11 protein-coding genes are annotated in these 12,716 nt (G+C 67.8%); 6 read left to right on the forward strand and 5 right to left on the reverse strand.

What is annotated here, in order from left to right:
* From E3T33_RS01715 to E3T33_RS01725, 3 genes are all read right to left on the reverse strand, one after another.
* Nucleotides 1-383, reverse strand: a 383-nt coding sequence (locus tag E3T33_RS01715) for a biotin/lipoyl-containing protein (protein ID WP_347233189.1), incomplete at its 3' end; no start/stop codon positions are given.
* Nucleotides 384-444: 61 nt separating this feature from the next.
* Nucleotides 445-1,815: a dihydrolipoyl dehydrogenase gene (gene lpdA / locus E3T33_RS01720; protein ID WP_134574596.1), complete on the reverse strand. Its 1,371-nt coding sequence runs from the start codon at nucleotides 1,813-1,815 to the stop codon at nucleotides 445-447.
* 108 nt (nucleotides 1,816-1,923) lie between these two features.
* Nucleotides 1,924-3,408: a leucyl aminopeptidase gene (locus E3T33_RS01725; RefSeq protein ID WP_134574597.1), complete on the reverse strand. Its 1,485-nt coding sequence runs from the start codon at nucleotides 3,406-3,408 to the stop codon at nucleotides 1,924-1,926.
* 98 nt (nucleotides 3,409-3,506) lie between these two features.
* Here E3T33_RS01725 and E3T33_RS01730 point away from each other — a divergent pair, with 98 nt between their 5' ends.
* From E3T33_RS01730 to E3T33_RS01750, 5 genes are all read left to right on the forward strand, one after another.
* A complete protein-coding gene (locus tag E3T33_RS01730) occupies nucleotides 3,507-4,430 on the forward strand; it encodes a PAC2 family protein (protein WP_092321831.1) in 924 nt (307 codons plus the stop codon).
* Between the two features lie 20 nt (nucleotides 4,431-4,450).
* On the forward strand, nucleotides 4,451-5,785 hold the full coding sequence (locus E3T33_RS01735) for an MFS transporter (RefSeq protein WP_134574598.1): 1,335 nt from the start codon (nucleotides 4,451-4,453) through the stop codon (nucleotides 5,783-5,785).
* Nucleotides 5,786-6,028: 243 nt separating this feature from the next.
* A complete protein-coding gene (locus tag E3T33_RS01740) occupies nucleotides 6,029-7,375 on the forward strand; it encodes an RNA polymerase sigma factor (RefSeq protein ID WP_134574599.1) in 1,347 nt (448 codons plus the stop codon).
* Between the two features lie 46 nt (nucleotides 7,376-7,421).
* A complete protein-coding gene (locus tag E3T33_RS01745) occupies nucleotides 7,422-8,648 on the forward strand; it encodes a MurT ligase domain-containing protein (protein ID WP_134574600.1) in 1,227 nt (408 codons plus the stop codon).
* Nucleotides 8,645-9,388 (forward strand): cobyric acid synthase, encoded by a 744-nt coding sequence (locus E3T33_RS01750; RefSeq protein ID WP_134574601.1) that lies wholly within the window; start codon nucleotides 8,645-8,647, stop codon nucleotides 9,386-9,388. Before E3T33_RS01745 ends, E3T33_RS01750 begins: the two co-directional genes overlap by 4 nt.
* A 29-nt stretch (nucleotides 9,389-9,417) precedes the next feature.
* Here the strand turns inward: E3T33_RS01750 and E3T33_RS01755 are convergent, their stop codons facing one another.
* A complete protein-coding gene (locus E3T33_RS01755; RefSeq protein WP_092321837.1) occupies nucleotides 9,418-9,654 on the reverse strand; it encodes a hypothetical protein in 237 nt (78 codons plus the stop codon).
* A gap of 161 nt (nucleotides 9,655-9,815) precedes the next feature.
* On the opposite strand from E3T33_RS01755, the gene E3T33_RS01760 reads away from it, so the two are divergent.
* Nucleotides 9,816-11,894, forward strand: a complete 2,079-nt coding sequence (locus tag E3T33_RS01760) for a DNA topoisomerase IV subunit B (protein WP_134574602.1) — start codon at nucleotides 9,816-9,818, stop codon at nucleotides 11,892-11,894.
* 69 nt (nucleotides 11,895-11,963) lie between these two features.
* Here the strand turns inward: E3T33_RS01760 and E3T33_RS01765 are convergent, their stop codons facing one another.
* Nucleotides 11,964-12,662, reverse strand: a complete 699-nt coding sequence (locus E3T33_RS01765) for an SDR family NAD(P)-dependent oxidoreductase (protein ID WP_134574603.1) — start codon at nucleotides 12,660-12,662, stop codon at nucleotides 11,964-11,966.
* Nucleotides 12,663-12,716: the final 54 nt, after the last annotated feature.

Consider the following 12,716-nt stretch of genomic DNA (forward strand, 5'->3'; position numbering starts at 1 on the left):
GGAACCTCTGCGGCCGGGGCCGCTGCCTCGGCGGGCGCCTCGGCCGCAGGTGCCTCGGCCGGGGCGGGCGCCTCGGTGGAGGGAACCTCTGCGGCCGGAGCCGCTGCCTCGGCGGGCGCCTCGGCGGCGGGTGCCGCAGCGCCGGAACCGTCACCGATGGTGACCAGCGGGGTGCCGACCTCGACGGTCTCGTCTTCCTGCACCAGGATGGCTTCGATCACACCGGCGATCGGCGACGGGATCTCGGTGTCCACCTTGTCAGTGGAAACCTCGAGTAGGGGCTCGTCGACCTCGACGCGGTCTCCCACGTTCTTCAGCCAGCGGGTTACCGTACCCTCTGTGACACTCTCCCCGAGTGCCGGGAGGTTAACGGATTCGCTCATGCGCTTGTCTCCTTCAAAACCATTTGTCTGAAAATTTCTGAACCGAAAATCTGTGTGCCGCTTAGCCGTGCAGGGGCTTGCCGGCCAGGGCCAGGAAGGCCTCGCCCAGGGCCTCGTTCTGCGTGGGGTGAGCGTGCAGAAGCGGTGCGATGTCCTCCGGGTAGGCCTCCCAGTTCACGATCAACTGGCCCTCCCCGATCAGTTCGCCGACGCGCGCGCCGATCATGTGCACGCCGACGACGGGGCCGTCCTTGACACGCACGACCTTGATCGAACCTGCCGTGCCGAGGATGGAACTCTTGCCGTTGCCGGCGAGGTTGTACTCGTAGCTGGAAACCTGGTCCGCACCGAACTTCTCGGCGGCCTTCGCCTCGGAGTAGCCGACCGATGCGACTTCGGGGTCACAGTAGGTGACCTTGGGGATGTTGATGTCCTCGACGACGATCGGGTTCAGGCCCGCGATCTCCTCGGCGACGAAGATGCCCTGCTGGAAGCCGCGGTGTGCGAGCTGCAGGCCGGGGACGATGTCGCCGACCGCGTAGAGGTTCGGGATGTTGGTGGCGAGGCGCTCGTTCGTGATGACGAAGCCGCGGTCCATGGTGACGCCGACCTCCTCGAAACCGAATCCGGCCGTGAAGGCGCCGCGGCCGACGGCGACGAGGAGGATCTCGGCCTCGATCGTGTCGCCGTTCTCGAGCGTGACAACAACGCCGTTCTCGTCCTGGGTGACGCTCTGGAAGCGGATGCCGAGCTTGTAGGCGATTCCGCGCTTGCGGAAGGCGCGCTCGAGCGACTTGGAGATCGACTCTTCCTCGTTGGGCACGAGGTGCGGGAGCGCCTCGATGATGGTGACGTCGGCGCCGAAGGACTTCCAGACGCTGGCGAATTCGACGCCGATCACGCCGCCGCCGAGCACGGCGACCTTCTTGGGAACGTAGTCGAGCGCGAGCGCCTGCTCGCTGGTGATGACGCGGCCGCCGATTTCGAGGCCAGGAAGCGAGCGGGAGTAAGACCCGGTGGCGAGGATGACGTTGGTGCCGACGATCGTGTCTTCGCCGACCTGCACGGTCGTGGGAGAGACCAGGCGGCCTTCACCCTCGATGACCGTGATGCCCTTGGCGCGGATCATTCCGTCGAGGCCCTTGTACTTCTTGGCCACGATGCCCTCACGGAAAGCGGTGACCGCCGCCATGTCGATGCCGCTGAACGTGGTCGTGACGCCGTACTTGGCCGCCTCGCGGCTGACGTCGGCAACCTCGGCGGAGTGCAGGAGCGCCTTGGTCGGGATGCAACCGGTGTGGAGACAGGTCCCCCCGAGCTTGCCCTTCTCGATCAGACCGACGGTGAGGCCCAGCTGGATTGCGCGCAAGGCCGCCGCGTATCCACCGCTTCCTCCACCGAGAACGACAAGGTCAAATTTCTGCTCCGACACCCAGTTACTCCCTCGTGCATCACAAACTCTCGTGCGTTCCGCCCGGCGGAATGGTGATGGGCCGGGGCAGCCGCAGGACGGCAAGTTTTCTCGCCGTCTACGACTGTACTACGGGCGTGAAAAGTCCTCGGCCAGCCGGAGCAGCGCCCGCACGGAAACTCCGGTCGGTCCGGCGCCCGTGAACCCCCACGCGGACGCGTTCTCGGACGGCCCGGCGATGTCGAGGTGGGCCCAGGGGATGGTCACCGCGTCCTCCCCGGCGCCGCGCTTGCCGACGAATTCGCGCAGGAACACGCCGGCGAGGATCATCCCGCCGGCCGTGTTGCCGATCTTGGCGTTGGCGATGTCGGCAACGTCGGAGTTGAGGAGGCTGCGCAGGTCATCGGGCAGGGGCATCGGCCAGCCGGTTTCGCCGGTGGCCTTGCTCGCGTCGAGCACCTGCCGCACGAGGTCGTCGTCGCCCATGGCGGCGAAGTACCGGTGGCCGAGGGCGACGACCTGGGCCCCGGTGAGGGTGGCGACGTCGATGATCGCGTCGGGCCCTTCCTCGCCGGCGGCCACGATGCCGTCGGCAAGTACGAGGCGACCCTCCGCATCCGTGTTCAGCACCTCGACCGTGCGGCCGCCGCGCATGTGCAGCACGTCGTTCGGGCGGATCGCCGTGCCGGATGGCATGTTCTCGGCGATGCACAGCCACGCGGTGATGCGTAACGGCAGGGCGAGCCGGGCTGCGGCCAGGGTGACGGCCAGCACCGTGGCGGCACCGGTCATGTCGTATTTCATGCCCACCATGGATGCCGGCAGCTTGAGCGAGAGTCCGCCGGTGTCGAACGTGATGCCCTTGCCGACCAGGGCGAGGTGCCGGGTTGCTCCCTCAGGGGAGTAGCTGACCTTGACCAGGCGCGGCGGTCGGCTGGATCCCTGCCCGACGCCGGCGATGCCGCCGAAGCCGTCGGCGACGAGTTCCGTCTCGTCCCAGACCCTGACTGTCACGGGCAGGCCGGCGGCCGCCGCGACGGACTTGTCGGCCAGGGACTTCGGGTACAGGTGGGACGGGGGAGTGTTGACGAGGTCCTTGACGAGGCTGACCGCCTCGGCCACGATGCCAACGCGCTCGAGGGCGTCGCCGGCAGCCAGCGCCGTGTGCACGGTGATCCGGCCGGCCGGGAGCTTCGTGCTGGCGAGCGAGTTCTTGCGATACTCGGTGAAGGAGTAGGCGCCGAGGGCCGCGCCCTCGAGAACGGCGTGCACCTCGTCCTCGGTGGTCAGCGGGAACGCGAAGGCCACGGAGTCGACACCGGTGAGCTGGCGGACGGCGGACCCGGCCGCGTCGCGCAGCCCGTCGACGGTGATCTCCTTGCCGAGGCCGACGACGGCGATGCCGCGGGCGGCGCCGACCGTCGGCGCGAGGCGCACGACCTGGTCCCGGGCGCCGGTAACGCCGACGGAGGCGAGGAGCTCCGTCAGGCCGGAGAAGGCGGGGTCGGCGTAGAGCACCGGCGCGGCATCCGTTAGGCGGGCTCCGACGATGAGAACGTCCACGTTCGAATCGAGGGCAGGCTGTGCGGACAGGGACAGGGTGGGAACGGTCATTCCTTGATGCTATCGACGAGCCGCCGTGTTCGCTCTGGGCATGAAGGCGCCCGGCACATTCCAGCGGCGTGGCCGACGGGGCGGATTAGAGTGTGAATATGCGCGATCCTGGTGACCTCTACGAGCTGACCGCGGACGCCGACAGCGTCCCGGAGGGTTTGCATCTGGTCGCGGGCCTGACCGGGTTCGCGGATGCCGGTGGCGCGGTTTCGCAGTTCACCGAGTACCTCCTCGGCACGCTCGACCAGAGGGTCGTCGCGAACTTCGACGCCGACCTGCTCCTCGACTACCGGGCCCGGCGCCCGATCATCTACTTCGACCAGGACCACCTGACCGACTATCAGCCGCCCGCGCTGCGCCTCTATCTGGCCCACGACGAACTGGGCCAGCCCTTCCTGCTCCTGGCCGGGTTCGAACCCGATTTCCGCTGGGAGCAGTTCACCGCGGCGGTGCTGGCGCTCGTGCACCGGTTCAAGGTGGCGTCGACGACCTGGGTGCACGCGATCCCGATGCCTGTGCCGCACACGAGGCCGATCGGCGTGACCGTCAGCGGCAACCGGTCCGACCTCATCGAGAGCATGTCCGTCTGGCGCCCGCACACCCAGGTTCCCGCCAACGCCCTGCACCTGGTTGAGTTCCGGCTCCAGGAGAGTGGGGCGTCGACGGTGGGTTATGTCCTGCTCATTCCCCACTACCTGGCCGACACCGAGTTCCCGTCCGCGGCGCTGTCCGCGCTGGAAAGCACGAGCGCTTCGACGGGGCTGATCTTCCCCACCGATCGCCTCCGCGAACAGAACCGCGAATTCGTCGCGAAAATCGACGAGCAGGTCGGTGACAACCCCGAACTGGCCAAGCTCGTCGGCACGCTGGAGCAGCGATACGACACCTACATGGAGGGCAACACGCTGCGTTCGCCGCTGACCGACGAAGACGGCGAACTGCCGACCGCGGACGAGATAGCGGCGGAGCTGGAGAAGTTCCTCGCCATCCGCCGCAACAAGGATGACGGGCCGTCCAACTAGTTCCCGGTAAGTTGGGAGGGGTGAACTCCCGTCGATCCTGGTTGATCTTCTCCCTTGGATCGTTCGCCTACCTTTCCGCCGTCCTGCAGCGCACCTCGCTCGGAGTCGCGGGCGTAGCCGCCACGGAACGATTCGGCGGATCGGCCGCCGTGCTCTCGAGCCTGGCCGTCGTGCAGCTCCTCGTCTATGCCTCCGCGCAGATCCCGGTGGGAATCCTGATCGACCGCTACGGCCCCCGGATCCTCATGCTCAGCGGCACGGCGCTGATGGTCTGCGGCCAGCTCACCCTCGCGTTCGCCCCGACGATCTCGGTCGCCGTGCTGGGCCGAATCCTGGTGGGCGCCGGGGACGCGACGATCTTCATCTCCGTCATCCGCCTGATCAGCTCGTGGTTCACCGGCAGGATCGTCCCGCAGCTGTCCCAATACATGGGCAACATCGGCCAACTCGGCCAGGTGCTGTCCGCTGTGCCGCTGGCCTGGGTGCTGCATGTCTGGGGCTGGACGCCTGCGTTCCTGTCGGCGGCATCCGTGGCGCTTGTGTCCCTGATCGTCATTTGGCTGGCGATCAAGGACCGTCCGGATCGGCTGGGCGACCACGCGCTGGCGCACACGTGGGGGAGCGCCCTCACCCAGCTTCGGCACAGCTTCCGACGTCCCGGCACCCAACTCGGATTCTGGTCGCATTACGTGACCCAGTCCTCGGGAACCGTGTTCAGCCTGCTCTGGGGTTTCCCCTTCATGGTTTACGCCCTCGGCTACGAACCGTCCTTCGCGGCCGGGATGCTCACGATCCTCGTCGGCGCAGGCCTGGTCTTCGGCCCGATCCTCGGCCTGCTGACGGCGCGGTATCCCCTGCGCCGCAGCAACATCGTGCTCGGGATCGTCGCGGCCATGGGCGCGGCCTGGGCGGTCGTGCTGCTCTGGCCGGCGCAGCCGCCGGTGTGGCTGATCGCCGTACTGATCGTGGTGATCGGAATCGGCGGGCCCGGTTCGTTGATCGGTTTTGATTTCGCCCGCACGTTCAATCCGCAGCGGGCGCTCGGCTCGGCCAACGGCGTCGTGAATGTCGGCGGCTTCACCGCGAGCTTCGTGACCATGTTCCTGATCGGCGTGCTCCTGGACGTGCAGGACACCTGGCGGGTCGCCGGGGGAGCGGAGAGCGACCTGTACGCGCTCGACTCGTTCCGCGTCGCCTTCGCGGTGCAATTCATCGTGGTCGGCGTCGGCGTGATGTTCCTCGTGCACGCCAGGCGGCGCACCCGGCGGCAGCTCTCCCGCGACGAGGGAATAGAAGTGGCTCCCTTGTGGGTTGCACTCTCACGTACATGGCGGCGGCGACGCGGGCGAGACTAGCCCCTCGGTGGATTGATGTCCATGCAAACCGTGTCATAATTATCTCTAGGACCCGTTCTGGTCCTGGGAGTGCCGGTAGCAATGCCGCGCACACGCTGGTTCGTTGCAGCCCCGGGACTTGACATGGGTCCAAATACTGCCCAAATCCACAGCTGTCCTGGTTCAACCGGGTCAGATTCAACTCGGCCACGAGTGGTTTGGGAGCGCCGCACGCGCGCAAACCATGGCATGAGAGGTGTTCGAATGGCAACCCGCCCAAAGACCGAGGCATCCGCCACGTCCGCCGCGAACGAGGCAGAGGCGACCACGCCGGCCCCGGCCGCGAAGACGACGGCCGCCAAGAGCCCGGCCGCCAAGGCTCCCACGAAGGCCGCCCTGGCGAAGGCGGCGAAGGCCGCGGCCGCTGCTGCCGCCGAGGCCGCCGCCCCGGCGACCGAGGCGCCCGCCGCGACGAAGCCCGTACGCAAGCGCGCCGCCGCCAAACCCAAGGTGAAGGCCGGCGATGCTGCCGCCGAGGCCGCCACCGGCGCTCACGACGACGCGGATCACGACGATGACGACGAAGAGGGTGCCAAGCGTCCGGCTCCGACCGTCCCGCTCCCGAGTGGCGCGCTCGTGCTCTCCCTGGTCGACGACGAGGACGAGGTGCCCGTCTACTCGAGCGCCATCACCGGCGCGACCGCCGACCCGGTCAAGGACTACCTGAAACAGATCGGCAAGGTCGCCCTGCTGAACGCGGCCGAAGAGGTCGAACTGGCCATGCGCATTGAGGCCGGCCTGTTCGCTGAGGACCAGCTCGCCCAGATGACCGACGCGGAGAAGAAGACCGCGCTCGGCCGCGAACTCCAGTGGGTCGCCAAGGACGGTGCCCGCGCGAAGAGCCACCTCCTCGGCGCCAACCTGCGCCTGGTCGTGTCGCTGGCCAAGCGCTACACCGGCCGCGGGATGCAGTTCCTGGACCTGATCCAGGAAGGCAACCTGGGCCTGATTCGTGCCGTCGAGAAGTTCGACTACACCAAGGGCTTCAAGTTCTCGACCTACGCCACCTGGTGGATCCGCCAGGCGATCACTCGCGCGATGGCCGACCAGGCCCGCACGATCCGCATTCCGGTGCACATGGTCGAGGTCATCAACAAGCTCGCGCGCGTACAGCGCCAGATGCTCCAGGACCTGGGCCGCGAGCCCACGCCCGAAGAGCTCAGCCGCGAACTCGACATGACGCCCGAGAAGGTCGTCGAGGTGCAGAAGTATGGCCGCGAACCCATCTCCCTGCACACCCCCCTGGGTGAAGACGGCGACAGCGAGTTCGGCGACCTGATCGAGGACACCGAGGCCGTCGTCCCCGCGGACGCGGTCGGGTTCACGATGCTGCAGAAGCAGCTGGAAAGCCTGCTGGACTCTCTCTCCGAGCGCGAAGCCGGCGTCATCCGGATGCGTTTCGGCCTTGGCGACGGCATGCCGAAGACCCTGGACCAGATCGGCGACACGTTCGGTGTGACCCGCGAGCGCATCCGCCAGATCGAATCGAAGACGATGGCGAAGCTCCGCCACCCGTCGCGGTCGCAGTCGCTGCGCGACTACCTCGAGTAAACCGGTGCGCTATGCCCCCGCGATCCTCATCGGACGGATCGTTCGGATGCTTGCACGATGGAGGAAGCCGGGCGGCGGTTCGGCCGTCCCCGGCCTCGTAGTCAATAAGATCGCCCCCGGCTTTCTGGCGCGCACGCTGAACGGATTCCCCGAGGGTCTCGTCATCGTCACCGGGTCGAGCGGCAAGTCGACGATCACCAAGATGCTCGTTGCCGTGCTGCGAGCCCATGGAAAGACGGTGTTCACGAACCCGTCGACGGCCAACATCAGCCAGGGCCTCACCTCGGCGCTGCTGGAGCAAGCCAGTCTGACCGGGCACGTCGATGGCGACATCGCCGTGCTCGAAATGGATGAAGGCCACGGGGCCTACATCGCCGGGTCGCTCACCCCCCGCGTGGTCACGCTCACTAACGTCATGGTCGACCAGATCGACCGGTTCCACGACTCCGAGATGGTCCAGGCCATGCTCGCGAAGGTCGCGGCACGCGCGACCGAGGCCGTGGTGCTGAACGCCGACGACCAGTACCTGCAGGACCTGGCAGGCGGTGTCCCGTCGCCGGTGCGGGTGGACCGGTTCGGAGTCACGGCCGAGGTCCTCGAGGCCAACCCCCGAGGACTCGGCTATGCCCAGACGGCGGCGGACAGGCTGCCGAGGGGCGAGGGCATCCTGGTCACGCGCGTCAGCGGACGGCAAGCCGAGATCTCCCTGCCGGAAGGCGACTACACGGTCGGCCTGCCGGCACGCGGCACACACTATGCGGTGGATGCCGCTACGGCGCTCAGCGCCGCGCGGGCTGCGCTCGGCGAAGCCTTCCGGCCCGACCTGGCGGTCGCCGCGGTGTCCACCATCCCCGCCGTCTTCGGGCGGGGCGAGGTCGTGAGCGTGCGAGGCCGGCAGGTTGAATTCGTGCTGGTGCAGAACCCGGCCAGCTTCCAGCTCAACGTGGACAGCATCGAGCCGAGCACCGACCAGATCCTGATTGCGATCGGTTCGGACGTGCGCGACCCGTCGTACTTCTGGCCCGTCACCACGTCCGGCCTCGGCCGGGTGCTGATCGCCTCCGGTTCCAAGGCCCACGAGATCGCGCTCCAGCTCGCCTACGACGACGTCGAGGTCGACCGCGTCGAACCCGATCTCGGCCGGGCCCTGGACGACTTCCTGGCCCTTCCCGAGCCGGCCGTCGGCCTCAAGACGATCATCTTTTCGGCCGACGGGATGCGGCGAACGCGCGCGCACCTCGGGCTGGCAACCAACAGCGAGGAGCAGGCATGACGGCGCAGGGCGACCCACGACCGCTCGCCATCGTCTGCCTGCTGCCCGAGACGCTCGGAGGTAACGGCGACGCCGCGAACGCCCGCGTCCTCGTGCAGCGGGCGCGGTGGGCTGGCATGCAGGCCGACATCATCCCGGTCCGGACCCGGGCCGACCTTCCGCCGCAAGTCGACGCCGTCATCGTCGGGTCCGGCACGGACGCCGACCTTGTTCCGGTCCGGGACACGCTGTTGACCGTGGCAGACGACCTCCGCACCTGGGCCACCGCCGGCATCCCGATCCTCGCGGTCGGCACCGGGCTGGAGCTGCTGAGCTGGGGGATCGAACTGCCGGGCGGCTCGGTCGTCGAGGGCCTGGGCCTTGTCGCCGGACGCGCGGTTCCCCGGCTCGCACGCGCGACCGGTGACCTGGTGGTCACGTCGAGGTACGGACGCCTGGTCGGTTTCGAGAATCACGCCCGTGACTTCGTCGGGGCCGAGGGTTCGCCGCTCGGCCGGGTGGCCTTCGGCGTTGGCAACGGCGCCGGCTCAGAGGGTGTCGTCATGGGCAACGTGATCGGCACACACCTGCACGGTCCGGTCCTGGCCAAGAACCCCGGGCTCGCCGACCACCTGCTGCGAGCCATCTTCGCCGCCCACGGGGCCGAGTACGCCCCGGCCGGACGCGCCACCGAGGTCGATGGCATAGCGAAAGCCGCACGCAATCAGATTGCCGTGCGGCTTGGTCTCGCTCCGGAATAGCCGGTGTCCCGGCTATTCCACGCTGCGCCCTAAGAGCGCTGGTCCTCGAAGAGTCGATTCGACTCGTCGTGCCAGCTCTCGGCAATGGCGGCAAGCTTTTCCTGGTGCTTGCGGCCGTGGTGCGCGCAGAAGAGCAATTCACTGTTTTTGACGACGACACGAATGTAGGCCTGAGCACCACAAGCGTCGCAGCGGTCGGCTGCGGTGAGCTGGTGGGGGGTGCCCTCCTGGTCGACGGCACCGTTCTCGGTGGCGATCTGGGACATGTTCTCCTCCTCAGGCTGGAATCATAAAACCCTGACACTCCATGTAAACACGGCGGGGGCTGGTATTCGACCCGGCGACATGGTATTTCGCTCTACGCGTAGCCGGGGGCGCTGAGTGTCGGGCACGGCGGCCGCCCGCCGGGCCGGTATTCTTGACCGTTGTGAGTTCTGACTATTCCGCCCGCCACCTTTCGGTGCTCGAGGGCCTCGAAGCCGTCCGCAAGCGTCCGGGGATGTACATCGGTTCCACGGATTCGCGCGGGCTCATGCATTGCCTGTGGGAGATCATCGACAACTCGGTCGACGAGGCCCTCGGCGGCCACGGCAGCACCATCGACATCGTGCTGCACCCGGACGAGAGTGTCGAAGTTCGCGACACCGCCCGCGGCATCCCGGTGGACATCGAACCCAAGACCGGTCTCTCCGGTGTCGAGGTGGTCTTCACCAAGCTTCACGCCGGCGGCAAGTTCGGCAGCGGTTCCTACGCGGCATCGGGCGGGCTGCACGGCGTAGGGGCATCCGTCGTGAACGCGCTCTCCGAACGTCTCGACGTCGAGGTCGACCGGGACGGCAAGACCTGGGCGATGTCCTTCCACCGCGGCGAGCCCGGCACGTTTGCGGACACGGGCGAGAAAAGCCCGGATGCGCCGTTCACGCCGTTCGAGAAGAAGAGCGAATTGCGCGTGGTCGGCAAGGTCGCCCGGGGCAAGACCGGCACCCGGATCCGCTACTGGGCCGACCGCCAGATCTTCACCAGGGGCGCGGCCTTCCAGACCGAGGAACTGATGGGGCGCGCGCGGCAGACCGCGTTCCTGGTGCCGGGTCTGTCGATCGAGGTCGACGACCGCCGCGGCGCGGAGCCGGTTTTCGAATCCTTCACCTTTGACGGCGGCATTTCCGAGTTCGTCGAGCACCTCGCCACCGACACGCCGATCACCGACACGTGGCGGCTGACCGGCAACGGCACCTTCACCGAGACGGTGCCGGTGCTCACCGAGAAGGGCGCCATGGTGCCGACCGAGCTGGTCCGCGACTGCCAGGTCGACATTGCGCTGCGCTGGGGCACCGGCTACGAGACCGTCGTGAAGAGCTTCGTCAACATCATCGCCACGCCCAAGGGCGGCACGCACCAGGCCGGCTTCGACGCGGCCCTGCTCAAGTTCCTGCGCGGCCAGGTCGAGCAGAACGCCCGACGGCTCAAGGCAGGTTCGGACAAGCTCGAGAAGGACGACGTGATGGCCGGCCTCACCGCGGTGCTCACCGTGCGTCTGCCCGAACCGCAGTTCGAGGGCCAGACCAAGGAGGTGCTCGGGACCCCGGCCGTGCGCGCCATCGTGGCGAGTGTCGTCGCCAAAGCCATGGGCGAGCGCTTCGCGTCCCCCAAACGTGACGACAAGGCGCAGTCCGCGGTGGTGCTCGACAAGATCGTCGCCGAAATGAAGTCGCGCATCTCGGCCCGGGCGCACAAGGAGACGCAGCGCCGCAAGAACGCACTGGAAAGCTCGTCCCTGCCGGCGAAGCTCGTCGACTGCCGCAGCAACGACGTCGCCACCAGCGAGCTGTTCATCGTGGAGGGTGACTCCGCGCTGGGCACGGCGAAGCTGGCGCGGGACAGCGAACACCAGGCGCTGCTGCCCATCCGAGGCAAGATCCTCAACGTGCAGAAGGCATCCGTCTCTGACATGCTCTCGAACGCCGAATGCGCCTCGATCATCCAGGTGATCGGAGCGGGCTCCGGCCGCAGCTTCGACCTGTCGGCGGCGCGGTACGGCAAGGTCATCATCATGAGCGACGCCGACGTCGACGGCGCGCACATCCGCACGCTGTTGCTGACCCTGTTCTTCCGCTACATGCGCCCGATGATCGAGGAGGGCCGCGTCTTCGCCGCCGTCCCGCCGCTGCACAGGGTCGTCGTGATGAACCCGGGCACCAAGCCCAACGAGACCCTCTATACCTATTCGGAGGCCGAGCTGCAGGGCGTGCTCGCCGGCCTCAAACGCGCCGGCAAGCGCTACCAGGATCCGATCCAGCGCTACAAGGGCCTCGGGGAGATGGATGCCGACCAGCTCGCGACCACGACGATGGAGCGTGCTCACCGCACCCTCCGCAGGGTCCGGGTCGACGACGCCGAAGTGGCCGGCAAGGTGTTCGAGCTCCTGATGGGCAACGATGTCGCGCCGCGCAAGGAGTTCATCATCGACAGCTCCGACAAGCTCAGCCGCGATCGCATCGACGTCTAAATCCCGCGAAACCGCAGTTGTGCGCGCTAAAACGCGTTCATAACGCGCACGACTGCGGTTTCGCGGGGGTTAGGCGCTGAAGGCGGTGCTGGGCAGGTCCAGTTCACCGTTGACGATGGCGTCGACGATGCGGCGGGCGACGAGATCGGGCTGGTAGCCGACGGCCAGGCGTGGCGCGGTGCCCGCAATCGGATGCGAGGAGAGGCCGGTTTCGGTGTGCCCGGGCCGTGCGTCCAGAATCCGGATGCCGTCCCGCCGCAGCTCCCGTGCCGCGGCCCGCCCGAACGCCGTGATCGCCGACTTTGACGCGGAGTAGGCCGCGAGATTGGCTGTGGGGTTCTCGCTCACAACCCCGCTGATCGTGACCACGAAGGGCTCGCGTCCCGCGGCGGCCGATGCCGCGAGTGCATTGTGCGCCGAGCGAATGAGCCGGATCGGCGCGAAGGCGTTCACGGCGAAGAGCTTCTCCAGGGTGTCGTCACGCAGGGTGGCCGCCGGGCCGAACGCCACGATTCCGGCGGCGATGACGATCCCGTCGATCCGACCGTTGACCCTGGTCGCGGCGGCCACGAGCTCGTCGACCTCGGCCGGCTTCGCCAGGTCCGCCGTGATCACGGTGCCCGGGATCCGCAGCGCCTCGACTGCCGACGCGTAGCGCGCGCTCAGGATCAACCGGGCGCCTGCAGCCGCGAGGAGCCGGGCTATTTCGCTGCCGAGTCCTCCGGAGGCGCCGAGCACCAGAATTGAAGCACCGGCGAGAGTGGTCACGCGACCAGAATATCCGAGTGCCCCGCGCCGCGGAAGAGCGTCGCGGTCCTGGGT

The sequence above is a fragment of the Cryobacterium sp. TMT1-2-1 genome (genome assembly GCF_004403955.1).
Lineage (GTDB): Bacteria > Actinomycetota > Actinomycetes > Actinomycetales > Microbacteriaceae > Cryobacterium > Cryobacterium psychrotolerans.